The following is a 23,975-nucleotide window of genomic DNA, read 5'->3' as shown; positions in this document are numbered from 1 at the left end:
AGCTTGCTCACGTGGCCCCGCGTTCTCCCCCGTGCGCGGGGCCACACCCCTCGCGAGGGTCTCGACGGCCGGCGTGCCCGGTGAGGCGGGGCTGTGACCGGGCAGAATCCCTCACGACGGACCGAGCGGCGACCACCGCCGCTCGCGGCGCGGGAGAGGGGTCGGTGCGTGGGTGAGCGGCAGGACCGCGAGTGGGTCGCGATGACGCCGGGGGACTTCGACCGGGACGCCCCGCTGCGGCTCAACGTGGGCACCGGGCCCACCGCCGTCCCGGCCGAGCCGGACGAGTACGGCACCGCCCCCCTGTTCGGGGACACCGCGCCCGAGCCGCCCGCCCCCCGCCGCAGGCCGCGGACGAAGCCGACCGCCGCGCAGGAACGGCTCTTCTGACGAACCGGACGGCCCACGCCGCCGGACCCCCATGCCCTCGGGCAGTGCTCGGAAGTGCTCGAAACGGCTTTGCAATGAGCACGTATTGACATGTCTCCGCTGGGGCCGCCAGAGTCGTGCAAGGACGACCCCGGCCCCGGCGACATCGACGGCGGCGGTTCCAGCTTCGTCGCCGAACGCCTGGCCCGGAAGGGAGTCGTCCCGGGCGCCTCCGTGCGGGCGAACGGCTTCACCTTCACCTGGCCGGACGCGGCACCCGGCACCCCCGACAATGTGACGGGCAAGGGCCAGACCGTCCGGGTCACCGGCGGGGAGAAGGGCAACGCGCTGGCCCTCCTCGGCACCGGCACCAGCGGCAGCGCCGAGGGCACGGCCACCGTCCACTACACCGACGGCACGACCGTCAGGGCCCAGCTCGGCTTCCCGAACTGGTGCTGCCTGCCGCCCGACCGGTACGGGGCGAGGACGGCGATCACCACGAAGGGCAAGAACACGCCGTCCGGACCCGCCTACGAGACCGTCGAGTACCGCCTCTACACCAAGACACTGCCCATCGACCCGTCCAAGGAGGTCGCCGCCGTCACGCTCCCGGCCAACAGCGCCGTGCACGTCTTCGCCCTCGACGTGGGCGACGAGGCCGCCGCGCCCCCGGCCGGCCGGTAGCGGAACCCCGGCACCGGGCGACCGGCACACCACCGCTCCCGCCACGGCACGGCACCACGGCCGGCCGTGGCGGGAGCGGCGGCCCGTCCGCGCCCGGGCGCTGCACCGGCAGGGACACGCCCTACCGTTCCAGCACGGACTCGGGCCCCATGACGACGACGGGGGACTTCTCCGGGTCCAGGGTCAGCAGCAGCTCCCGCATGTGCTCCTCCCGGAGGGACACGCAGGCGTTGGTCGGCCCGTCGTGGTCCACGTGGATCCACACCCCGCCGCCCTTGTCCTCGCCCTGCGGCCGCGTCTTGTCCAGGGGCGTGGTGCCGGGCACCCGGTTGTAGTCGACGGCGATCACGTAGTCGAAGGAGCCCTCCAGCGGCTCGCCCAGATGGCCGGTGCCCGACGTGGCGAACTCGGGGTCCTGGTCGTAGGGGAGCCGGGTCCCCGGGTCGGGCAGCCGTCCTCCCGCGTCGCTGAGCCCGAAGACGCCGACGGGGGTGCGCAGATCCCCCGCGCTGTGGTCCTGCGTCCAGCCGCGCAGCCCGTTGTGCGCGGACCACGGGCCGGCCGCCGCCCGCCAGCCCCGGACGGGATCGCGCTCGTAGAGCACCACCTGCGCCCGGTTGGCTTGCGCCGTCGCGCCCCGGACCACCAGGGCCTGCCGGGTGGCCTCGGGGATCCGGGCGAGCATGGCGGGGCCGACTCCCGGAAGGGGGCGGGCGGACGGGGCCGGCGGGGCGGGACGGGGCGACGCCGACCGCTCGGCCGTGTCCGGCGTCCGCGGGGCGCAGCCCGTCGCCAGCAGGCCGGCGCACATCACCGCGCCGGTCACCAGGGCCAGGGCCTTCCTGACGGTCATCTCAACCTCCGGTTCGCTACGTGGGCTACTCATTGCTTGACCACTCGCACGACCGGGGCGTGCCGACTCCCCGTGTCTCGCCCGGATGGCGCAGGGACGGCACCGTGCGCGGGAGTGACGCGAGGGGCGGCGATGTGGCCCGAACGGGCAACACCGTTCGGGCTCGCACCCCTTACTCACTGGTGAGGCGCGGACATGCCGTGTAGCGTCAGCGGCAGATGTCGTGGTTCGACCTGACCGCCCGCGCCGTGGTGCGGGCGGTCTGCTGTGCAGTGCCTTGGACCCGACGACCACCTCCGGGTCCGCGCGGTGCGGATCCGATATCGGCTGAAAGGCAAAGGCATGGCCAGCGGTACCGTCAAGTGGTTCAACTCGGAAAAGGGCTTCGGCTTCATCGCGCAGGACGGCGGCGGCCCCGACGTCTTCGCGCACTACTCGAACATCAACGCCAGCGGTTACCGCGAGCTCCAGGAAGGCCAGGCCGTGACCTTCGACATCACGCAGGGCCAGAAGGGCCCGCAGGCGGAGAACATCACCCCCGCCTGACGGCTGCGCGTCGGACCCGAGCACGGCGCCCGGAAGCGAACGCTTCCGGGCGCCGTGCCCTTTTCCGGTGCGGTTCCCGACGCACGGCGTCGTCCAGGCTGAGCGAGTACCGTTGACTCATTCGTGAGGAATGCGAAGAGCATCCTGGAAAGTGGCCCGGCACGCGCCGGGCGCGGCACCCCACCCAGAGACCGGACACTGGGGAGGGAGGACACGGAGCGTGAGCGCACATCCCCGTCCTCCCCGGACCACGCCCCGCAGCCCCCTCGGCGCGCGGCCCGGCCGCACAGCCCCCGCCCCGCCCCGCCGTACCGACCGCCCCGGCCGCGACGACCGGACCGAGCGGTCCCCCGGCCGGCTCCGCTCCCTGCTCCGGGTGCGCAGCGTCGCGGGCCAGGTGCTCCTGTTCCAGGTCGGCGTCGTCGTCCTCATCGTCGCCGCCGCGCTCACGGCCCTCGTGCTCCAGTCCCGCAGCGACAGCGGCAACGACGCCCGCCACCGGACCATGGCCGTCGCCAGCACCCTCGCGCACGCCCCGGGCACCGTCGCGGCGATGACCGGGCCCCACCCCAGCGCCGTACTGCAGCCCCTGACCGAGCGGGTCAGGAGCGACACGGGAGTGGACCTCATCGTCGTGTACTCGTCCCACGGGGTCCGCTACACCCATCCCGACCCCGCCCGGATAGGCAAGACCGTCTTCGGCGCGGTCGAACCGCCGCCCGGCCCCGAGACCGACACCACCAAGACCACCGAGGGACTCGCGGTCATCTCGCTCGTCCCCGTCACCAGGCCCGGTGGCGCCGCCGTCGGTACGGTCGCGGTCGGCATCACGGTCCGCAAGGTGGCCGGCATGGCGGCCGAGGAACTCCCGCTCCTGCTGGGCAGCTCCCTCGCGGCGCTGGCCGTGTGCGCCGGCGGCACGACGCTGGTCAGCCGCAGGCTGCTGCGCCAGACCCACGGCCTCGGGCCGGTCGAGATGACCCGCATGTACGACCACCACGACGCGGTGCTGCACGCCGTGCGGGAAGGCGTGCTGATCACGGGAGGCGACGGACGCCTGCTGCTGGCCAACGACGAGGCCCGGCGCCTGCTCGACCTGCCGCCCGACCCGGAGCAGCGCCGCGTCACCGACCTGGGCCTGGACCCGGAGATGGCCGAACTGCTGACGTCGGAGCGGACGGCCACCGACGAGGTGCATCTGACGGCCGACCGCCTGCTCGCGGTCAACAAGCGCTCCACCGCCCCCGACGGGAACCACGCCGGAAGCGTGGTGACCCTCAGGGACACCACCGAACTGCGTGCCCTGTCCGGGCGGGCCGAGGTGGCACGCGAGCGCCTGACCCTGCTCTACGACGCCGGTACGCGCATCGGCTCCACGCTGGACGTGCGGCGCACCGCGCGCGAGCTGACGGAGGTCGCCGTGCCGCGCTTCGCCGACATGGCCACCGTGGAACTGGCCGAGGAGGTGCTGCGCGGCGAGGAACCGACCGGCCCGCGCACCGACCTGCGCCGTGTCGCCGCGAGCGGCACCGAGGGCGGCCGGCCCCCGGAAGCGGGCCGCAGCGTCCGCTTCGCGCCCGGCACGCCCCAGGCGCGGTGCGTGGCGAGCGGCCGGCCCGTCCTGGACACGGACGCCGGCGCCGCCGCCGACGGCAGGCCGGGGCCGGACGGCCGGGACGTGGCGCACACCGGGGACCCCTCCGGCCCGCACGCCCTGATCGTGGTACCGCTGCGGGCCCGCGGCACGGTGCTCGGCGTGGTGGAGTTCTGGCGCGCGCGACCGAGGGAGCCGTTCGACACCGAGGACGTGCCGTTCGCCGAGGAACTGGCCACCCGCGCCGCCGTGGCGCTCGACAACGCCCGGCGCTTCACCCGCGAGCACGCGATGGCGGTCACCCTGCAACGCAGCCTGCTCCCCCGCGACCTGCCCGAACCGAGCGCCCTGGAGCTGGCTCACCGCTACCTTCCGGCCCAGGCGGGAGTGGGCGGGGACTGGTTCGACGTGATCGAACTCTCCGGCGCCCGGGTGGCGCTGGTGGTGGGGGACGTGGTCGGACACGGACTGCACGCGGCTGCCACCATGGGGCGCCTGCGCACCGCCGTGCACAACTTCGCCACCCTCGACCTGGCCCCCGACGAACTGCTGGCCCGCCTGGACGACCTGGTCGCCCGGATGGACCGGGAGCGGACGGCGCAGGGCGAGGACGAGGGACTGGTCGGCGCCACCTGCCTCTACGTCGTCTACGACCCGGTGTCCGGCACCTGCTGCCTCGCCCGCGCCGGGCACCCGCCGCCCGCCCTCGTCCTGCCGGACGGCACCGCGTCCTTCCCCGAGACGCCCGCGGGCCCGCCGCTCGGTCTGGGCGGACTGCCCTTCGAGTGCACCGAGTTCCCGGTGGCCGAGGGGAGCCGGCTCGTCCTGTACACCGACGGGCTCGTGGAGGACCGGGACCGGGACATCGACGCCGGCCTCGCCATCCTGCTCACCGCCCTGTCCCACCCCGGCCGGACGCCGGAGCAGACCTGCCGCGCCGTGCTCGAAGCCCTCCCGCCGGACCACGCCCGCGACGACATCGCGCTGCTGGTCGCGCGCACCCGGGTGCTGAACGCCGGACAGGTCGCCGACTGGGACGTGCCCCGGGAGGCCGAGGCCGTCTCCGTCGTCCGCGCCGCCGTCGGCCGGCAACTGGAGACCTGGGGGCTGGACGGGGCGGGCTTCACCACCGAGCTGATCCTCAGCGAACTGGTCACCAACGCCATCCGCTACGGCAGCGCCCCCATCCACGTCCGCCTGCTGCGCGACCGCTCCCTGATCTGCGAGGTCTCCGACGGCAGCAGCACCTCGCCGCACCTGCGCCACGCGGCGGCCACGGACGAGGGCGGACGCGGCCTGTTCCTCGTCGCCCGGTACGCCGAGCGCTGGGGCACCCGGTACACCTCCACCGGCAAGGTCATCTGGACCGAGCAGCCGCTGGGCGGCGGCACCGGCGAGGTCCCCGGCGCCCCGGGCGACGATCCGCTCGACCAGTGGGCGGACGTCACCCTGTGACGCCCCCGTGGCACCGCCGTGCGGGGGAGGACCCGGCCGGATTCACTCCGGCTCGCCCTCCTGGCCCCGTCGGGTGTGGTGGCCGAGGGCCGCGCTGCGGCTGGTGGCGAGGTGGTCCAGGACGAGGGCCTGCACGCGTTCGACGTCCCGTTCGGCGATCGCCTGGTAGAGGGCCTCGTGCTCCAGCGCGACGGCCAGCAGGTCGTCGTGCTGGCCCATGAGCCAGCGCAGCCGGCTGCGGAGTACGCGTTCCAGCTCGTTCAGCAGCTCGTTGGCGGCCAGCGATATCACCGTCTGGTGGAAGTCGGCCGCCGCGCGGCGGGCCCGCACCGCGTCGCCGGCGCGGGCCGCCGCCAGCTCGCTGTCCACGGTCGCCCGCAGCCCCTCCAGGCCGGCCCGGGTGTGCCGCTGCGCGGCGAGCCGGAAGGCCAGGGTCTCCAGGCCCGAGCGGACCTCGTCGAGGTCGGCGATGTCGCTCGTGGTGAACTCGCGCACCACCGCCCACGTCCGGGGCCTCGGCGTCACCAGCCCCTCGGCCACCAGCGTCTTCAGGGCCTCGCGGACCGGGAGCCTGCTCACCCCCAGCGCCTCGGCCAGCTCCCGCTCGACGAGCCGGCTGCCCGGCCGCCGCACTCCGTCGAGGATCTCGTCGCGCAACTGCCGGGTCACCCGCTCGGACTCGGGCATGAAATCCCCTGACGCGGTCATCGCCGTCCTTCGTCGTTCTTCCGGTCCCCGCGCGCCGGCTGCGGCGGTGCGGTGCGGCGGCCGGGCGGCCCGTCAGAATACCCCGGCGCCGGATCCCGCCGGGCGGGCCGGGGAACGACCCGGGTCAGCGCACGGCGGGCGGCCAGTTGACGATCCGTTTGGGACGCGGCGGAGCGTACGTGCGGACCTTGGACGTGGACAGGCCCAGCCGGACCAGGGACTCGGCGATCGTCACGGCGGCACTGACCCCGTCGACGACGGGCACACCGGTACGGTCCGTCACGCGCTCGGCGAGCCCGGCCATCCCCCCGCAGCCCAGGCAGATCACCTCGGCCCGGTCGTCCTCGACCGCGCGGGCGGCCTGCTCGGTGATGGCGTCCACGGCGGCCCGCTCGTCCCGTTCGAGGTCCAGCACCGCCAGTCCGCTGGCCCGCACGGACGCGCACCGGGCGCTGAGCCCGGCCGCCTCCAGCCGTTCCTCGATGAGGGGCACCGTACGGTCGAGGGTGGTGACGACGGAGTAGCGGCGGCCGAGGAACTGGGCGGTGCTCGCCGCGGCCTCGGTGATGTCGACGACGGGGACGTCGAGCAGTTCCTGGAGACCTTCGCGCCCGTGCTCGCCGTACCCGGCCTGGATCACCGCGTCGAACGGCTCCGGGTGGGCGCGGACGGTCTCCATGACGGCCACCGCGGCGAGGTAGCTCTCGTAGTTCCCCTCGACGGACACCGCGCCGAAGGAGGGGGTGAGGGGGACGATCTCGGTCCCCGGCGAGGCGGCGGCGGACGCCTGCCCGCCGATCGCGTCGGTGATGGACTGCGTGGTGTTGACGTTGACCACCAGGATGCGCATGGGTGGACGGGCCTTCCGTTCGGTCGGGCTGCCGGTGCTATTCCGCGGCGACGGCGATGGTCTCGCCGTCCACGTCGCGGATGGGCGAGGCGCGGTCGGCGACGAGCGCGTACAGCGCCGCGGCGACGATCGCGCCGATGAACCAGGAGAAGCCGGCCGCGGCGTGGAAGAAGGGAACCAGGGCGACCACGACGGCGATCGCGGCGGCGGGGACGAAGGCGGCGACGGCACGCGGGTTGTAGCCGCGCCGGTAGTGGTACTCGGCGTCCGCCTCCTCGGTGTAGAGGGCGGGCACGTTCACCTTGGCCTTCCGCAGCAGCCAGTAGTCCGCCATGATCACGCCGAACAGCGGGCCGAGCAGGGCGCCGAGGCCGCCGAGGAAGTAGTTGACGACGACGGGGCTGTTGTAGAGGTTCCAGGGCGTGATCACCAGGCCGAGTACGGCGCTGACCAGACCCGCGCGGCGGAAGTCGAGCCGGCGGGGGAAGAGGTTGACCAGCGCGTAGATCGGCGCCACGAAGTTGGCCAGCAGGTTCACCGCGACCGTCAGCGCGATCAGGGCGAGCGAGGCGACGGCCAGCAGGAACATGTTGGGGACGGTCCGGACGATGTCGGTCGGGCTGGTGATGACCTGTCCGTTCAGGGAGAACTGGGCCCCGCTGAGCACCGCCACGATGCCGGCGAAGAACAGCATGTTCACCGGGATGCCGATGACGTTGCCGCGGACGATGGCGCCGCGGCTGCTCGCGGACCGGGTGAAGTCGCAGAAGTTGAGGACGAACGTCCCGTAGATCACCACCCACAGCGCGGCGGCCTGGAGGACCTGGAGCCACATCGCGCCGCCGGTGAGCGGGTCGCCGTCCGACAGGGAGACCGAGCCGTCGGCGCGGACGAACATCCACACCGCGAGGGCGCACATGGTGACCAGCGTGACGGGTGCCGCGAAGGCCATGTAGCGGCGGATCATCTGCATCCCGTAGCTCACGATGACCACCTGGAGGGCCCACAGCACCAGGAACGTGATCCAGCCCAGGGTCGACTGGCCGAGGAAGGAGTCGGTGTCGAGGCTGGCCAGCCCGGGGAAGAGGGCCACGAGGAGTGCGCCGAGGACCGCGGAAGCGAGATAAGTCTGGATACCAAACCAGGCGATGGCGACGGCTCCGCGTACGGCGGCGGGAATCTTGGCTCCCTTGACACCGAACGCGATGCGGCTCATCACGGGGAAGGGGACGCCCGTCTTGTGGCCCATGAAGCCGGACAGGGTGAGCAGCAGGAACAGCAGGACGGACGCGAGCGCGAAGGCGGCCAGGATGCCCCACACGTTCAGTCCCAGTGCGAACAGGCCGATGGCGAACGCGTAGTTGCCGAGGCTGTGCACATCGTTGGCCCACAGGGTGAAGACGTTGTAGGCGCCCCAGCGGCGCCCCTCCTTCTTCGTCGGGGCCAGGTCGTAGGTGTAGAGGCCGGGGCTGGTGGTGCTCTCGGCGGCCGGTGCGGACGACCGGCGGTCTTCCAGGGCAGTCATACGGGACTCCTGGGTCCGGGGTGCGAGGAGTTGGGAGTGGGTGGATTCCACGAAGCGGAAGGCGCGTTCCGTGGCCCAGAACGTAGTTTTCGCCGAACGGCACCGTCAAGAGGTCGGAAGTAAATGGGATCCCATTTGTTGGCCGACGGGTCATCGGGAAAACCCGTTGCGGCCATCGGCCGGTGCCCTGGACGCTGCACTCATGTCCACCGCCCTGCTGCGGCCGGCCGCGCTCAGCGACGCCCCGGCCATCACCGAACTCCTCAACGAGATCGACCGGATGGAGATCGGCCGCCCCGAGACCGACCTGCACGAGGTCGAGGCCGACCTGAAGCATCCGGACACGGACCTGGAGTACGACTCGTGGGTGGCCGTCCACGACGGCAGGACGGTGGCCTACGGTCTGCTGTGGGACAACTCCGGCGGCGAACGCATCGGCATCGACCACTACGTGCTGCCCGACCACCAGCACACCGGGCTGCGCCTGCTGGAGGCGATGGAGGCCCGCGCGCTGGCCAGGGCGCGCGCCAACGGAGCCGACCGTGCCGTCGTCCACCTGCACCTCAACGCCCGGCCCACGACCGACACCGCGCTCCTGACCGCCCGCGGCTGGCGCACCGTGCGCCGCCACCACGTGCTGCACCGCGCCGTGGACCCGGAGGCCGACCTGCCGCCCGTTCCCCCGCCCGGGGTGCGGGTGCGGGCCTGCGCCGACGAGGCCGACCGCCTGCGGGTGCACGAGCTGTACCAGTCCGCGTTCGCCGAGCACTTCGGCTTCCAGCCGCGCGAGTACGGACGGTGGCTGCACGACATCGGCGGCGACCGGGTCGACTGGTCCCTGGTGTGGATCGCCGAGACCGACGACCTGGGGGACGCCGGGTTCCTGCTGGCCCGCGACGACCGGGAGGCCATGGGGTGGATCCGCAACCTCGGCGTCCTGCCCGGCGCCCGCGGCCGCGGCCTGGGCGGCTTCCTCCTGCGGCACGCCTTCGCCCGGTTCGCCGAACGCGGCCGGGACACGGTGGGCCTCGGCGTCGACACCGAGAACGCCACCGGCGCACCGCGTCTGTACAGCCGCCACGGCATGACCGTCCACTTCGCCGTCGACACCTGGGAGGCGGTGCTCACCTGACCGGGCCGGCGCGCCGGGGCGCACGGCGGCGCGGTGGGGGCGGCCGGTGATCACCGGGACGGCGCGACAGGAGGGCAAACGGTGACATAGTGATACGTGTCCCCCGCGGGCTCATCCTCTGGAGCTGGAGCGGTCGATGTTCCGCAAGCGCCCTGTGCACGACGCCGACGAGCTGCTGATCAGGCTCGGCTCCCTGACCGCGCGGGCGCGTGAACTCGCGGAGCTCCAGCGCTCCCGGGTGGAGCTGGCGATCGCCCTCCAGCGCGGCATGCTGCCCGCCGACCTGCCCGAGGTGCCGGGGTTCCACCTGGCCGCCCGGTACTCGCCGGCCTTCGCCGGGCTCAACGTCGGCGGCGACTGGTACGACGCCTTCACCCTTCCGGACGGCCGCATAGGCCTGTCCGTCGGGGACGTGCAGGGCCACACCATCGACGCGGCGGCCTTCATGGGGCAGGTCCGCGCCGGCCTGCGGGCGCTCGCGTCCGTGACCAGCGAGCCCGGCGAACTGCTGGGCCGCACCAACGACCTGCTGCTGTCCCTCGGCAGCGACCTCTTCGCCACCTGCACGTTCATGCGGTTCGACCCGGCCACCGGCACCCTGGAGAGCGCGCGGGCCGGACACATCCCCTGCGTATGGGCCACGGCCGACGGGAAGTCCGGTGTCTGGGAGGACGAGGGCGGCCCGCCGCTCGGCGTCCTGGAGGGCATGGAGTACCCCGTGACCCGCTCCCGGCTCACCACCGGCGGCGTCTTCCTCCTGCTCACGGACGGCGTCGTGGAAGGACCCTCGCTGAGCGTCGACGAGGGCCTGGAACGGGTCGTACGGCTCGCCGGCATCGCGGCCGTCGCGGGTATGGAGGCGCACTCCCTGGCCGCGGCCGTGATCAAGAACGCGGAGCTGGTCGGACACGAGGACGACGCGGCCGTCCTCGTCGTCGGTCACGACGGCCGGTCCGTTCAGCCGTAGGGCGGGACCCCGGGCCTCTCGCCTCGCCCGCCGGGCGGCGCCGTTGTCTGATGGCTGCTGTGGTGGGTATCCAAGGCTGGCCGCGCCCGGTGCTCCGGGTCCTGGAGACGCTCCTCGTCGCGGGCTGCTACTACGCGGCGGGGAGGATCGGGCTGCTGCGGCATCTGGTCGTGGAGGGGGCGGTGGTGACCCCCATGTGGCCGCCCACCGGCGTCGCGGTGGCCTGCCTGCTGATCCTCGGCCCGCGCTGCGTGCCCGGCATCGCCCTCGGGGCCCTGCTGATCGTCATGTCCCTCGCCACGCTGCGGCCCTCCGCGCTCGGCATCGTCGCCGGCAACACCGCCGCCCCGGTCTGCGCCTACCTGCTGCTGCGCGCGGCGGGCTTCCGCACGGACCTCAGCCGCTGGCGCGACGGCCTCGCCCTGGTCTTCCTCGGCGCGTTCACCGCCATGCTGATCAGCGCCGCGGCCGGGGCGGGCATGGCCGTCCTCACCGGCGAACTCGCCACGGACCGCTTCTGGCCCGTGTGGCTGGCCTGGTGGGTGGGCGACGCGATGGGCGTCGTCCTCGTCACCCCGCTGCTCCTGCTGCTGTCCCGGGCCCGCGTCCCGCCCCTGAGCCCCCGGTGGGCCGAGGCGGCGGTGCTGGCCGTCGTCGTCGGCGTCCTCGGGCTGCCGATCGTCCAGAGCCGGGTCAGCCTGGTGTTCCTGGTCTTCCCCCTGCTGATCTGGGCGGCGATGCGCTTCCAGCTCGCCGGCAGCATGCCGAGCGCCCTGTACCTCTCCGTGCTGGCCACCGTCGCGGCCACCGACAGGTCCGGCTCCTTCGCCCGGCTGACGGACATCGAGGTGATGATGAAACTGCAGGCCTTCAACGGGACCATGGCGCTGACCGCCCTGCTGCTGTCGGCGCTGATCGCCGAGCAGCGCAACACCCGGCACTCGGTGGAACACGCCTGTGAGGAGCTGGTCGAGGCGCTGGATCACCTGTCCGCGGGGGAGACCGCCCGCCCGTCGCGGGCCGGGGAGGACGGCTGAGCGGCGCCTGCCCCGGCCCGCCACGGGCGGGCCGTGCCGGCCGGACGCGTCCGGGTGCGCGCGGACGGTATCCGCCACACCCTGGGAACATGCCCAGCGACCCCGCGATCGTCGTCTATCCGCCCGCCGCGGACGGCGGGCGGCGCGTACGTCTCGACGACGCCTTCGTCGGCCTCGCGTACACGCTCGTCGACATCGCCGAGTTCCTGCGCCGTGCCGGGATGGAGGACGTGGAGGCGTCCGACGTCCGGACGGCGGACTGGATCGAGTGGCGCGGCGGCGGGCCGCACGACTGGGCGCCGTGACGCCCCGGCGGCGGTGCCCTCAGACGGGCTGCGGGGAGAACGGCAGCATCCTGTCGCCCTCGGGCTGGACGACGCCGTAGCTGCTCTCCGGGACCCTGTTCCAGACACCGGGCAGATCGCCCAGCGGCTCCGACACGATGAGGCGGGTGTCGTCGGACGCCTCCCGCAGGAACGGCGTGTCCGGGTGCAGCGCGCGCAGGGTCTCCACGCGGGAGCTGTAGTAGAGCGACCGGGAGGCCCCCTGGGTGGAGTAGCGGAACGCCCACAGCCGCCGCCCGTCCGTCACGGCGACGGTCATCTGCAGCGGGTACTCCACGCCGTGCTCGTGCCCGATCTCCTCGACCAGCCCCGCCATCCGCGCCACCGCCCCGGGCGGGTCCTCCTCCAGACCCAGGGTCAGCGCCAGGAAGAACATCATCTCCGAGTCCGTCGAGCCCTCGATGTCGAGGAAGAGCCGCGGGTCGACGGCGAGCGCCAGATCGCGCCGGAGCCGGTGGAACTCGGCGATCGCGCCGTTGTGCATCCACATCCAGCGGCCGTGGCGGAAGGGGTGGCAATTGGTCTGCTGCACCGGGCTGCCCGTCGAGGCCCGGATGTGCGCGAAGAAGAGCGACGAGCGGACATGGCCGGCGATCTCCCGCAGATTGCGGTTGCTCCACGCCGGGCCGGTCTCCCGCAGGATCGCGGGGGTCCGCATCTCCGGGCCGAACCAGCCGACGCCGAACCCGTCGCCGTTCGTCGTCTCCACGCCCATCCGGGAGTGCAGGCTCTGGTCGATCAGGGAGTGCTCCGGCTGGTAGAGGAGGGTCTCCAGCAGCACGGGCGTCCCCGAGTAGGCGAGCCATCGGCACATCGTCTGCCGCCTTCCTTCCGGTGGTGTGTGCCGCGCGGCGCCGGACGTCAGTCGACCGGCCAGGTGTGGACCGGCGCGTTGAGATGCATGTAGTCCATGTACTGCCGCGTCATCCGCCGAAGCGCCTCGTGCCGGCCTACGTGGGTGGTGTCGTCGATGTGGTGGAACATCTCCTTCTGCCAGACAGCGCCGTTGCGCCCCGTGACGCACCGCTGCTCGATGACGCCGAGCAGCGGCTCCCGCCACGCCGCGTCCATCCCGGACAGCTCCAGGCCCCGGTGCGCCAGCGGCAGCAGGCGTCGCAGGACGAGTTCCGGTACGGGCACCTCGCCCATGCCGGGCCAGTACAGCAGCGCCTCCATGCCGTGCCGGGCCGCGGTGTGCAGGTTGTCCTCGGCGACCGAGAACGACATCCGCGACCACACCGGCCGGTCCTCCTCCACCAGGGCGCGGGTCAGCCCGTAGTAGAAGGCGCCGTTGGCGAGGGTGTCGGCGACCGTCGGGCCCGCGGGCAGGACGCGGTTCTCCACCCGGACGTGCGGTTTGTCGTGGGCGACGGCGTAGACCGGGCGGTTCCAGCGGTAGATCGTGCCGTTGTGCAGGGTCAGCTCGCCCAGTTCCGGGATGTCTCCGCGCTCCAGCGTCTCCGTGGGGCTCTGGTCGTCGCACAGGGGCAGCAGGGCGGGGAAGTAGCGCAGGTTCTCCTCGAACAGGTCGAAGACGCTGTTGATCCACCGTTCACCGAACCAGACCCGGGGCCGCACCCCCTGTGCCTTGATCTCCTGGGGCCGGGTGTCGGTCGCCTGTTCGAACAGGGGGATGCGACTCTCGTGCCACAGCTCCTTGCCGAGCAGGAACGGCGAGTTCGCCGCCAGCGCGACCTGGACGCCGGAGATCGCCTGCGCCGCGTTCCAGTAGTCGGCGAAATCGTCCGGGGACACCTGGAGGTGGAACTGGGTACTGGTGCACGCGGCCTCCGGCGTGATCGTGTCCGCGTAGGTCCGCAGCCGGTCGACGCCGTCCACCTCGATGCGCAGATCCTCGCCGCGCGCCGCGAACACCTGGTCGTTGAGCATCCGGTAGCGCGGGTTCTCCGACAGCGCGGCCTCGCCGACGTCCGACTTCCGCAGCGTCGGCAGGATGCCGATCATGATCAGGTGCGCCCCGACCGACGTGGCGCGGTCGTTCGCGTGGTTCAGGGCGTCCCGGATCTCGGTCTCCCAGGCGTCGGGGCCGCCCGCCGTCAGCCGGCGGGGCGGAATGTTGATCTCCAGGTTGAACCGGCCCAGCTCGGTGGACCAGGCGGGGTCCGCGATGGCCTCCAGCGCGTCGCTGTTGCGCATCGCCGGCTCGGCCTCGTCGTCGACCAGGTTCAGCTCGATCTCCAGACCCACCTGGGGCCGCTCGGTCTCGAACCGGGCCTCGCGCAGCATCTGCGCGAAGGCGTCCAGGCACTCCTGCATCTTGATCCGGTACCGGCGGCGGTCCTCGCGGGTGAAGACCAGCGCCGGGACGTCCCGTCCCATCGGCCCTCCCGATTGCCTTCCTCGGACGCCTCTCCACCCCAGCGTCGCATCGCCCGGCGGCCCCCACCACGCGGGCGCCGGGGCGGAGGCCCGGCCCGGCCGGGGGGAAAAGGGACGGCGCCCGCCGCACAGAGTGCGGCGGGCGCCGTGTCCCGGCGGGCGATCGCCCGGCCGGCCGCTCAGAGCTTGCCCGACTCCCGGACCGTGATCGTCGCGGAGGTGCGGCCCGACGGGGAGGAGCCGTAGCCCTCGATCCGGTCGACCACGTCCGTGCCCTCGACGACCTTGCCGAAGACGACGTGCTTGCCGTCCAGCCACGGGGTGGGGACGGTGGTGATGAAGAACTGCGAGCCGTTGGTGTTCGGCCCCGCGTTCGCCATCGACAGCAGGTACGGACCGGTGTGCTTCAGCGTGAAGTTCTCGTCCGCGAACTTCTCGCCGTAGATGCTCTTGCCACCGGTGCCGTTGCCCTCGGTGAAGTCACCGCCCTGCAGCATGAACTGCGGGATCACGCGGTGGAACGGGGAGCCCTTGTAGCCGAAGCCGTGCTCACCGGTCGCCAGCTCGATGAAGTTCTTGGCGGTCTTGGGGGTGACGTCCTCGAAGAGCTCGAAGACGATGCGCCCCGCGTCCTTGCCGTCGATGTCGATGTCGAAGAAAACCTTGGAATTGCTCATCCCGCCATTGTGACGGTTGAGGTCCCCGGACCGTTAACCGGCCGTCCCCTCAACGGGTGGCGAGGAGCTGCAGTGTGTCGATCACACGGTTGGAGAAGCCCCACTCGTTGTCGTACCAGGCGACCACCTTCACGTGGCGGCCGTCGACCCGGGTCAGCTCCGCGTCGAAGATCGAGGACGCCGGGTTGCCGGTGATGTCCGACGACACCAGCGGGTCCTCCGAGTACTCCAGGACACCGGCGAGCGGGCCCTCGGCCGCCGCGCGGTAGGCCGCCAGCACGTCCTCGCGCGTCACGTCGCGGGCGACGGTCGTGTTGAGCTCCACGATCGAGCCGACCGGGACCGGCACGCGGATGGAGTCGCCCGACAGCTTGCCGTCGAGCTTCGGCAGCACCAGGCCGATCGCCTTGGCGGCGCCGGTGGTGGTCGGCACGATGTTGACGCCGGCGGCACGCGCGCGCCGGGCGTCGCGGTGCGGGCCGTCCTGGAGGTTCTGCTCCTGGGTGTAGGCATGCACCGTCGTCATGAAGCCGTGCTCGATGCCGGCCAGGTCGTCGAGCACGGAGGCCAGCGGGGCGAGGGCGTTGGTGGTGCACGAGGCGTTGGAGACGACCGTGTGCAGGTCCGGGTCGTACGCGTCGGTGTTGACCCCGAACGCGAGCGTCACGTCGGCGCCGTCCGACGGTGCGCTGACCAGCACCTTGCGGGCACCGGCGTCGAGGTGCGCGCGGGCGGCCTTGGCCGCGGTGAACCGGCCGGTCGCCTCCAGCACGATGTCCACGCCCAGCTCCGCCCACGGCAACTGCGCCGGCTCGCGCTCGGCGAGCACCTTGATCCGGTGGCCGTCCACGACCAGGAAGTCGCCCTCGGCGGTCACCGGGCGGCCCAGCCGGCCGGCCGTGGTGTCGTAGGCGAGCAGGCGCGCGAGGGTGGCGGGCTCGGTGAGGTCGTTGACGGCGACGACCTCCAGGTCCCCGCCGCGCTCCAGCAGGGCGCGCAGCACGTTGCGCCCGATGCGGCCGAATCCGTTGATGGCGATGCGAGTCATGAGTCGTGTCCCTTCGTCTCGCCACCAGGTTGGCGTGCGATCTCCGTCCCGGACAGCGGCGTGATCGCCACCGTTCGAAAGGATCGCGCCAGGACGGACGAGGGCGGGTCACTCGCCCTGGGCGAAGGTGCGCCGGTACTGGGTCGGCGTGGTGCCGAGGATCCGCTGGAAGTGCAGCCGCAGATTCGTCGCCGTGCCGAGCCCGACGTCGGCGGCGATCTGCTCGACGCTGCGCTGGGAGCGTTCGAGCAGCTCACGGGCCAGGTCGACGCGGGCGCGCATGACCCACTGCATCGGGGTGTACCCGGTGTCCTCCACGAAGCGCCGCGACAGGGTGCGCGGCGACACCGCCGCGTGCCGGGCGAGCAGCTCCAGGGTGAGGGGCTCGCCCAGCCGGTGGAGCGCCCACTCACGGGTGGCGGCGAACCGCTCGCCGAGCGGCTCCGGCACGCTGCGCGGCACGTACTGCGCCTGGCCCCCGCTGCGGTAGGGGGCCGCGACCAGGCGCCGGGCCGCGTGGTTCGACGCGGCCACCCCGAGGTCGCCGCGCAGAACGTGCAGGCACAGGTCGATGCCGGAGGCGGCGCCCGCCGAGGTGAGCACCCGTCCCTCGTCCACGAACAGGACGTTCTCGTCGACCCGCACCCGCGGGTGCTTCCGCGCGAGCGCCCGCGTGTAGTGCCAGTGCGTCGTGGCCCGCCTGCCGTCGAGCAGGCCCGTCGCCGCCAGCGCGAAGGCACCCGTCGAGATGGCCGCGAGCCGCGCACCCCGGCCGTGGGCGGCGATCAGGGCCTCCACCACCGCCGGCGGCGGATCCTCCAGGTCCGGGAAACGGTAGCCGGGCAGGAACACCACGTCCGCCCACGCCAGCGCGTCCAGACCGTGGGCGACGTGGTACGACAGCCCGTCACCGCCGGTCACGAGCCCGGGCGTCGCACCGCACACGCGCACCTCGTACGGCATGCTCGCGCGGGTCGTGAAGACCTGCGCGGGGATGCCGACGTCGAGGGGCTTGGCGCCCTCGAGCACCAGGACGGCGACGCGACGCAGACGGGAGGGTGATGCCACGGGGACAGGGTATGCGCGGCGCCGGCGCCTACGGACCGGCGTGCACCTGGCAGGCCCACAGGCTCGGCGTCCGCGGATACGTCTCGCGCAGCGACCGCACCGCCGCGTGCAGCGCCCCGGCCGTGCGGGCGACGTCCAGCGCGCCGCCGCCCGTGTGCAGCCGCTCGTACACGCCCTCGGCCACCTCGGCCCCGATCGCGTCGACGACGTGCCACAGCGAGCCCACGACATGCGCGAAGCCCGCCATCTGCAGGGCGCTGACGATGTGCACGGCCTCGTCGGCGAGTTCCGGGCTGCTGCTCAGCGTGTCGCAGGAGGAGAGGTAGGCGAGCCGGGCGGACGGCAGCCGCAGCCGGGCGAGGTCGCGCACGGTCAGCGGACGTTCGCCGTGGTCGTGGAGCACCAGGCGGCTCTCCGAGGGGCGTTCCAGATCGGTGAAGGCATGGCAGGCGAAGTGCGCGTGGGCGTGGCGGGGCAGCGCGGAGACCACGGCCGAGCGCGTCGCGGCGGCGTCGGCCAGCACCGCCGCGCCGGGCAGCAGCCCCGTCAGGTGCGCCGACTCACGGCGCGCCCCGGGCAGCGGCGCCGCTCCGGCCGCCTCGGCGACACCGACCACGAGGGTGCCGGTGCCCGCCGGGCGGGCGAGCCGCTGCCGGGCGTGATGCAGGGCCCTGAGCGTCGGCGTGTACGACGGCGTGGTCCGGTCCAGGGCGCCCGGCGCGCCGTCGCCGGGGCCCGCCGCGTGCAGCGGCAGCGTGCCCAGGGCGCCGCCCGGCGACCACCACACGCGCGGCCACGGACCGGTGGGCCGCGGCGCGAGGCCCAGACGGCCGAGGACCGGGCCGGTGACCGTCCGCCACAGCCAGTCGAGGGTGTCCCGGACGACCTGCTGGGCCCGCTTCGACTCCCGGCGCGGGGTGTCCGCCGCGCCGATGCGCACCAGCGCCTCCTCGAACGCCTTCCGGCGTGCCGACGTCGTCCGCGGATCCAGCCCGGGCAGCGGCACGGCGTCGACGGAACGCGGCGTGACGACCAGGGCGTCGCTGCCGAAGGGGGAGACGTTGACCAGGACCACCGGCCCCCGGGAGGCCGTGGCCCGCAGTTCGCTCTCGTCCCACTCCCGCACCGGGCGCAGCAGCCCCAGCTCCGGGTGCTCGGCGCGGATGCGGCGAGCGAGGTCGCGCCACTCGGCGGCCAGCCGCAGGCGCAGGTCGGCCGGCGCCTCGGCACCGGCCTGGCCCGCGCGTCCGCCCGGCCCGGGGCGCGGGAACTCCTCGCGCAGCGGCTCCCCGCCGGCGGTCGCCGTGTCGAGGGCGGCGCGCAGCTGCTCGAACCGGTCGGCGAGGCCGGGGTCCGCCTCCCTCAGCCGGGTCAGGTCGCTGTCGGCGTCGAAGGCGTGGGACAGCAGCACGCCCCTGGCCTGTTCCAGGAGTCCCACCGCGAGTCCGGGCCGGCCGCAGCGCACCGCGCAGGCGGCCGCCGAGGCGCCGAGCCCCGCCGTCCGGCCGAGCAGGAACTCCTGGTCGTCACGGAGCAGATGGCGGGGCGCGACCGAGGGCAGCAGGTCGACGGCCCGTACGTACGCGTCCAGAGCACGGTCGAAGACCCCGAGCTCCGCCCACAGGTCGCCGCAGGAGCGTGCCGCGTTCAGGCGCTCCGAGGGCGGGCACTGCTCCTCCAGCGAGGCGGCCTCGAACACGACGGCCGCCTCCGTGAGATCGGGGCGCCGGCTCAGACGGCCCAGGTCCCGCAGGACCGACCCGAGGTTCGTCAGCCGCAGCGCGCGCCTCGGGTGACCGGGCGGCGTGACCTCGACCGCCCGGCGCAGCAGCGCGACCGCCTCGCCGCGCAGGGACGACGACACGAGGGCGGTCAGGCTCGTCAGGCGGGACTCGGCGGCCACCGCCAGGACGCCGGGCAGCTCGGGCGAGTCGTCGGGCAGCGCCGCGAGGACCGCGTCGGTCAGCTCGCGGGCCTCGCGCGCGTCGCCGGGCCGCCCCGTCGCCCGCCACCGGGTCATCAGGGCCGTGGCCAGGTTGTGGCGGCGGCGGGTCAGGGTGGGGGCGTGGGCCGGGGTCAGCGCGAGCGCCTGCCGGAAGAGCCTCACGGCCTCGTCGAGCGCGGCGGCCGGATCGGCGGCGCGCTCGTGGCCGGACATCAGGCTGATCGCCGTGGAGCCGAGCAGCGCCGCTCCGTGACCGGGGCCGAGGCCGGGCAGCTCGCCGGCCCGGCGCCGGCACTCCTGGGCCTCACGCAGGTCCTCGCCGTCCTCGGACAGCCGGTGCCGCATGCCCAGGGCCATCCCGAGGTTCAGCAGCCGGATGCCCAGCACCTCGTGCCCCGGCGGAGTGAGCGCCACCCCTTCCCGCATGGCCTCGATGGCCTCGTTCAGCTCCTCCGGGCGCCCGCTGCGTTCGAAACTGCTGCTCAGTACCAGTCCGAGGTCGCTCAGTGTCACGGGGCGGTCCGGGTGGCCCGGCGGCAGCAGCGACTCGGCCCGCCGCAGCAGCGCGACGGCCTCGCTCACGTCCGCGCCGTGGCGCTCCGGATCGAGCCGGTACCGGGTGTGCAGGGCCATCGCGGGACCGAGCAGCCGCGACACGCTGCGGGGCGTCCAGGTCGGGGCCGCGGCGGCCACGGCGGACAGATGCGCGATCGCCGTGTCCAGGTCCGCGGGATCGCCGGTCAGCGTGTAGCGGGCGCGCAGCGCGTTGCCGAGCGCCGAACGCGCGTCGGTGCGCTGTTCGACGTCCTTCGCCGCGTCCACGGCCGCGGTCAGCACGGCGACCGCCTCGTGCAGATCGTCCGGCCGGCCGACGCGCTGGTGGCGCAGGACGAGGGCGAGGCCCAGGCTGATGCCCGTCACGGCCACACCCGTGGGATCGCCCGAGGCGGCCCGCCGGAACAGCTCCACCACCTCGTCGCACTCCTCGGGCGTGCCGCCCTCGCGGTGCCGCAGGGCGAGCAGCGCGCTCCCCAGCGTCCTCGCGCAGTGGACGAGGTACGGGTGGCCGGCGGGCAGTTGGGCCAGCACGTCGCGCCCGAGGGCGACCGCGTCGTACAGGTCCTCGGGGTCCAGCGTCCGGTGGTACCGCTCCAGCATCAGGATGCCCAGGTTGCCGAGTTCCCTGAACCGGTCGGGGGAGCGGGCGGGCAGGCACTTCACGGTGCGGTGGGTGCGGCGCAGCGCCGCCTGAGGGCCGGTGCTCGCCTCCGGGCGCTCGCCGAGGGACAGCGCGTGGACGAGACCGGCGACCCGGGCGCCGTACGCGGGGTCGTCCTCGGGCGTCGCGAGCACGGCGAGGCGCCCCGTGCCCACGGCCGTGGCGAGCAGCGCCGCACGGCCGGCCACGGAGGCGGCGACCCACGCGGCCATCCGGTGCAGGCGCAGGTCGTCCTCGGTGGCGTCCGGCGGCGGCCGGTGCTGGCGTTCCTCGGCGGCGATCACGGACGCGGCGCACTGGGCCGACCACTCGGCGACACCGTCGGCGTTCGCCGGATCGGGACGGTCGGCCGGGTCGGCGGCCGCGTAACCGGCCGCCAACTGCGGCGGCACCGAACCGGGTTCGGCCACCCACACGGGGAACAGCAGCACCCCGGCCATGGCCCCGTGGACGCTGCCGGCGCCCGGGGGCACGGGGTCGGCCGCCGCACGGGCCCAGCACAGCCGGCCGGCCACGTGCCGGGCCTCGAGGTCGGTGTGCGGGTCGGTGCCGCGCAGAAGCCCCGCGAGCTCGGCGTCCGCCTCCGGGCCGAACACCACGTCCGGGTACACCCCGGTCTTCGCGGTGCCGGCCCGCGCGACGCGTGCGCGCAGAGCCTGCAAGAGCCGGTCCCGTTCGTCTCCCATGCGGCCGTTCCCCCTGCGGTCGTCTTCCCGGGCTTGGCGACTCACGCTCCATCGTGCCCTTCCTGAGGCACACTTGGACCATGACCGTATCGCCCGGCGTTCCCGAACTCGTGCGGCGGCAGGCGGCGTTGTGCGCCCTGCTCGGATCACGGGAGGAGCTTCGGCAGCCCGGGGTCCTGGCGGCGGCCGAGCGCGCGCGGGACCTGCTGCGCGCGGGCGCGGGCGCGGACGAGCTCGCGGCCTGCTTCGACGCGCTCGACCACGCCCTGCGCCGCGCCGGGTACGCGGGCGGGCTGGTGCCGACCTCGCGCGGCGTCGAGGTCCCGGGCGTGGCCGTGCACCTCAAGGTGGCCGTGTGCCCGGGCCGGGCGCGCTGCAGCCGGGTGGAGCGCGCCCGCGACCTGCTGCCCGCCCCGCAGTGCGCCGTGTACGAGGCCCGCATGCACAAGACCCGGCTGCGGCCCGAGCGTTGACCGCGCCGCCGGCCCCGTGAACGCGCTCCTCGCCACCCTGGGCGGCAAGCTCACCGAACGCTGGGTGAACCTGCTGGTGCTGCCCGGCGCGCTCTTCCTCGCCGTCGCGGCCGTCGGCTCCCGCCTCGGCCACCGCCACTGGCACGACCTCGGCCGGCTGCGCACCGCCCTGGACGAGCTGGCCGCCCGTCCCGCCCTCGACCGCACCGGCACCGCCGCCCTCCTGGTGGCCCTCGTCCTGCTCACCGCCGCCGCGGCCGCGCTCGGCGCGCAGTTCCTCGCCGGCGCGATCGAGAGGTACTGGCTGCGTCCGGGCCGCGACCCGCTCTCACGCGCTCTCACGGCCCGCCGCCGGCGCCGCTGGACGGAGCGGGACACCCGGCTGGAGGAGGCCGTCGCACAGGCCGTCCCGGCCGGCGCGGCGGCCGACGGCGCCCTGACGGTCCCCGCCTCCGCATGGGCGCGGATCCAGGCGCTCACCGAGGCCCGCGACCGCGTCGCGCCGCACGCGCCGGTGCGGCCCTGCTGGTACGGCGACCGCATGCAGGCGGCCGCGGACCGCGTCGAGGCCGCCTACGGCGTCGACCTCGCCGCGCTGTGGCCCCGCCTGTGGCTGATCCTGCCCGAGCCGGCGGTACGTCAGATCCAGGCGTCCCGCGACTCGTTCGGCGCGGCGGCCCGCCTGGCCGCCTGGGCGGTGGGCTACGCCCTGCTCGCCTGCTGGTGGTGGCCGGCCGCGCCGGTCGCCGTCGTCTGCGCGGCGGTGGCGCGCGGCCGGGCCCGGGAGGCGCTGGGCGCGCTCGCGGAACTCGTCGAGGCGGCCGTCGACGTCCACGGCAGGGAGCTGGCCGCCCGGGTCGGTCTGACGTCCCCGGACACGGCCGGGCCGCTGGATCCCGGCACGGGCGACCGGATGTCGGAGATCTTCAGGAAGGCGGGCTGACCCCCGGTGCGCAGGCCGTTCGGTCAGTCCAGGCCGAGGACGTCCATGGTGTGCTCGGCCATGCGGCGCTCACCGAGGGCGTTGGGGTGGACGGGCACCAGGCTCTGGCCGAACAGCAGCGGTTCGATCCAGCGGGTGCCGGCGGCCTGGCACGCGTCGTGTCCCTCCGAGACCCGCGAGAAGTCCACGTAGGTGACGCCCGTCTCCTCGGCGGCGCGTCGGACGGCCTGGTTGAGGTGCTCCTGGATGCCGCGGAGGTAGGGCACGTCCCCGGCGGCGATCGGCAGCTTCCAGAAGCACGACGGGTCGGCGGTGGCCGGCATGATCCACGGGTAACCGAGGGCCGCCACACGGGCGTTGGGGGCCTTGGCGCGGACGCTGCGCAGCGCCTCCTTGAGCGCGGGGTACGTGTTCGCCTCGATCTGGTCGTCGAAGGACGATCCGTGCTTGTCCGCGCAGGGGCTGCCCTTGCCGCCGCTGAGCACGCCGGCGGTGCCACAGGCCGTGATGGCGTTGATGAACGTGCCGTTGTCGTTGCCGCCGATGGTCAGCGTCACCAGGTCGGTGTCCGCGCCGAGCGCGTCGGTCTGCGGGGCGACTCCCGGGTACTGGGACTGGGCGAAGTGCTTGGTCTGGGCGGCGCCGCAGGTGACGTCGTCGAGGCGGGCACCGGTGCGCGCGGCGACGACGTGCGGGTAGTTCGCCGTGGAGCGCAGGCACAGCAGGTTCGTCGGGTCCACGGGCAGCACGCCGGAGCCGGCGCTGTAACTGTCGCCGAGGGCGACGTAGTCGAGGGACGGGGCGGTGTCGGCGGCGGCACCGGTGACGGTGAGGGCGAGTGTGCCGACGGCTGCTGCTGTCGCGGTCATGACACGACGCACGGCGGGGTTCTGCATGGGCGGCTCTCTCTTCTCGGGAGTGGGGGAGCGGACACGGCGGGCGGCCGTGCGGGCATGCGGAAGGCGAGAGTGCGGCGGCTCGGCCCCGGCGGTGGGGCGGCGGCCGTGCCCTGGGTGGGGAACGGGCACGCCGACGCCCGCGGAAGTACCGGAGGCGGGGTTACCGATCGGTTCTACCGTTAAGTAATGTGCCCCCGGCGCCGCACCGCGTCAACGTCGTGGACCGAACTTCCCCGAGCGGGCGCGCCCTTGGCCGCGGCGCGTCGTTATGCTCGCCGGGCCCCGCCGTCCAGCCCGCCCCGGAGCCGTGCCGTGCCCCCGACCGAGTCCGACCTCGCCGACGCCGTGCACCGCGCGGCCGGCGCCGCCTTCCGGGAGCTGTTCCGGGACCACGCCGGCCACCGGTTCTACTACTGCACCCTGGTCACACCCGGCGAGGCCTACGGGCCCGCCCTGTCCGCCTGGTCCGAGCAGGCCCTCGCCGAGCAGGCGGCACGGCACGGCTGCCCGCCCCTCGACCTCAAGTGGTCCTACGCCGACTCCCCGTTCTGCTGCCACGGCGAAGAGCACCTGGAGCCGGTGCGCGCCCTGTTCGCGGCCCCGCGGCGAACTC

General features: G+C 74.0%; 21 protein-coding genes and 1 pseudogene. 11 read left to right on the top strand and 11 right to left on the bottom strand.

Annotated elements, in window-relative coordinates; translation table 11 throughout:
• Positions 1-168: 168 nt before the first annotated feature.
• Together ACH499_RS07170 and ACH499_RS07165 are read left to right on the top strand one after the other, a co-directional pair.
• On the top strand, positions 169-390 hold the full coding sequence (locus ACH499_RS07170; RefSeq protein ID WP_356204923.1) for a hypothetical protein: 222 nt from the start codon (positions 169-171) through the stop codon (positions 388-390).
• Positions 391-480: 90 nt separating this feature from the next.
• On the top strand, positions 481-1,053 hold the full coding sequence (locus ACH499_RS07165) for a hypothetical protein (protein ID WP_399014200.1): 573 nt from the start codon (positions 481-483) through the stop codon (positions 1,051-1,053).
• A gap of 121 nt (positions 1,054-1,174) precedes the next feature.
• Here ACH499_RS07165 and ACH499_RS07160 read toward each other — a convergent pair whose 3' ends face one another.
• Positions 1,175-1,906 (bottom strand): L,D-transpeptidase family protein, encoded by a 732-nt coding sequence (locus ACH499_RS07160; protein WP_399014199.1) that lies wholly within the window; start codon positions 1,904-1,906, stop codon positions 1,175-1,177.
• A 342-nt stretch (positions 1,907-2,248) separates the two neighbouring features.
• Here ACH499_RS07160 and ACH499_RS07155 point away from each other — a divergent pair, with 342 nt between their 5' ends.
• Both ACH499_RS07155 and ACH499_RS07150 read left to right on the top strand, forming a co-directional pair.
• Positions 2,249-2,452, top strand: coding sequence for a cold-shock protein (locus tag ACH499_RS07155; RefSeq protein ID WP_028964611.1), 204 nt, complete (start codon positions 2,249-2,251; stop codon positions 2,450-2,452).
• A gap of 220 nt (positions 2,453-2,672) precedes the next feature.
• Positions 2,673-5,501, top strand: a complete 2,829-nt coding sequence (locus ACH499_RS07150) for a SpoIIE family protein phosphatase (RefSeq protein ID WP_399014198.1) — start codon at positions 2,673-2,675, stop codon at positions 5,499-5,501.
• A 42-nt stretch (positions 5,502-5,543) separates the two neighbouring features.
• Here the strand turns inward: ACH499_RS07150 and ACH499_RS07145 are convergent, their stop codons facing one another.
• The 3 genes from ACH499_RS07145 to ACH499_RS07135 form a co-directional block, all read right to left on the bottom strand.
• Entirely contained in the window at positions 5,544-6,209 is a 666-nt protein-coding gene (locus ACH499_RS07145; RefSeq protein WP_356204928.1) for a GntR family transcriptional regulator, read from the bottom strand.
• Positions 6,210-6,333: 124 nt separating this feature from the next.
• The gene (locus ACH499_RS07140; RefSeq protein WP_356204930.1) at positions 6,334-7,059 is read right to left on the bottom strand and encodes an aspartate/glutamate racemase family protein; all 726 of its coding nucleotides are present in this window, start codon (positions 7,057-7,059) and stop codon (positions 6,334-6,336) included.
• A 37-nt stretch (positions 7,060-7,096) separates the two neighbouring features.
• Positions 7,097-8,584 (bottom strand): NCS1 family nucleobase:cation symporter-1, encoded by a 1,488-nt coding sequence (locus ACH499_RS07135; protein WP_399014197.1) that lies wholly within the window; start codon positions 8,582-8,584, stop codon positions 7,097-7,099.
• 202 nt (positions 8,585-8,786) lie between these two features.
• On the opposite strand from ACH499_RS07135, the gene ACH499_RS07130 reads away from it, so the two are divergent.
• The 4 genes from ACH499_RS07130 (at position 8,787) to ACH499_RS07115 (ending at position 12,025) form a co-directional block, all read left to right on the top strand.
• Positions 8,787-9,716, top strand: a complete 930-nt coding sequence (locus ACH499_RS07130; protein ID WP_399014196.1) for a GNAT family N-acetyltransferase — start codon at positions 8,787-8,789, stop codon at positions 9,714-9,716.
• Positions 9,717-9,852: 136 nt separating this feature from the next.
• On the top strand, positions 9,853-10,683 hold the full coding sequence (locus tag ACH499_RS07125) for a PP2C family protein-serine/threonine phosphatase (RefSeq protein ID WP_399014195.1): 831 nt from the start codon (positions 9,853-9,855) through the stop codon (positions 10,681-10,683).
• Positions 10,684-10,733: 50 nt separating this feature from the next.
• Entirely contained in the window at positions 10,734-11,720 is a 987-nt protein-coding gene (locus ACH499_RS07120) for an MASE1 domain-containing protein (RefSeq protein WP_399014194.1), read from the top strand.
• 89 nt (positions 11,721-11,809) lie between these two features.
• A complete protein-coding gene (locus ACH499_RS07115; protein WP_356204939.1) occupies positions 11,810-12,025 on the top strand; it encodes a hypothetical protein in 216 nt (71 codons plus the stop codon).
• Positions 12,026-12,044: 19 nt separating this feature from the next.
• On the opposite strand, the gene ACH499_RS07110 is transcribed toward ACH499_RS07115, so the two are convergent.
• The 6 genes from ACH499_RS07110 to ACH499_RS07085 all read right to left on the bottom strand — a co-directional run bounded on the left by ACH499_RS07110 (position 12,045) and on the right by ACH499_RS07085 (position 21,047).
• The gene (locus ACH499_RS07110) at positions 12,045-12,878 is read right to left on the bottom strand and encodes a class II glutamine amidotransferase (protein ID WP_399014192.1); all 834 of its coding nucleotides are present in this window, start codon (positions 12,876-12,878) and stop codon (positions 12,045-12,047) included.
• Positions 12,879-12,925: 47 nt separating this feature from the next.
• Positions 12,926-14,404, bottom strand: coding sequence for a glutamate--cysteine ligase (locus ACH499_RS07105; protein ID WP_356204942.1), 1,479 nt, complete (start codon positions 14,402-14,404; stop codon positions 12,926-12,928).
• A gap of 179 nt (positions 14,405-14,583) precedes the next feature.
• Complete coding sequence (locus tag ACH499_RS07100) at positions 14,584-15,081, bottom strand: peptidylprolyl isomerase (protein ID WP_356204943.1); 498 nt, start codon at positions 15,079-15,081, stop codon at positions 14,584-14,586.
• A 49-nt stretch (positions 15,082-15,130) separates the two neighbouring features.
• The gene (gene gap, locus ACH499_RS07095) at positions 15,131-16,129 is read right to left on the bottom strand and encodes a type I glyceraldehyde-3-phosphate dehydrogenase (protein WP_356204945.1); all 999 of its coding nucleotides are present in this window, start codon (positions 16,127-16,129) and stop codon (positions 15,131-15,133) included.
• Positions 16,130-16,237: 108 nt separating this feature from the next.
• Positions 16,238-17,197: a helix-turn-helix domain-containing protein gene (locus ACH499_RS07090; RefSeq protein WP_356204947.1), complete on the bottom strand. Its 960-nt coding sequence runs from the start codon at positions 17,195-17,197 to the stop codon at positions 16,238-16,240.
• A 28-nt stretch (positions 17,198-17,225) separates the two neighbouring features.
• On the bottom strand, positions 17,226-21,047 hold the full coding sequence (locus tag ACH499_RS07085; RefSeq protein WP_399014191.1) for a CHAT domain-containing protein: 3,822 nt from the start codon (positions 21,045-21,047) through the stop codon (positions 17,226-17,228).
• An 80-nt stretch (positions 21,048-21,127) separates the two neighbouring features.
• On the opposite strand from ACH499_RS07085, the gene ACH499_RS07080 reads away from it, so the two are divergent.
• Positions 21,128-21,520, top strand: a complete 393-nt coding sequence (locus tag ACH499_RS07080) for a hypothetical protein (protein WP_356204950.1) — start codon at positions 21,128-21,130, stop codon at positions 21,518-21,520.
• Between the two features lie 16 nt (positions 21,521-21,536).
• Positions 21,537-22,463: a hypothetical protein gene (locus ACH499_RS07075; RefSeq protein WP_399014190.1), complete on the top strand. Its 927-nt coding sequence runs from the start codon at positions 21,537-21,539 to the stop codon at positions 22,461-22,463.
• Positions 22,464-22,486: 23 nt separating this feature from the next.
• Here ACH499_RS07075 and ACH499_RS07070 read toward each other — a convergent pair whose 3' ends face one another.
• A complete protein-coding gene (locus ACH499_RS07070) occupies positions 22,487-23,359 on the bottom strand; it encodes an SGNH/GDSL hydrolase family protein (RefSeq protein WP_399014188.1) in 873 nt (290 codons plus the stop codon).
• 189 nt (positions 23,360-23,548) lie between these two features.
• Here ACH499_RS07070 and ACH499_RS07065 point away from each other — a divergent pair.
• Positions 23,549-23,902: pseudogene (locus ACH499_RS07065) on the top strand (DUF4303 domain-containing protein); the annotation flags it as partial.
• Positions 23,903-23,975: the final 73 nt, after the last annotated feature.

The sequence above is a fragment of the Streptomyces sp. NPDC018947 genome, from assembly GCF_044390505.1.
Classification (GTDB): domain Bacteria; phylum Actinomycetota; class Actinomycetes; order Streptomycetales; family Streptomycetaceae; genus Streptomyces.
This window is presented reverse-complemented; position numbering and strand designations above follow the sequence as displayed.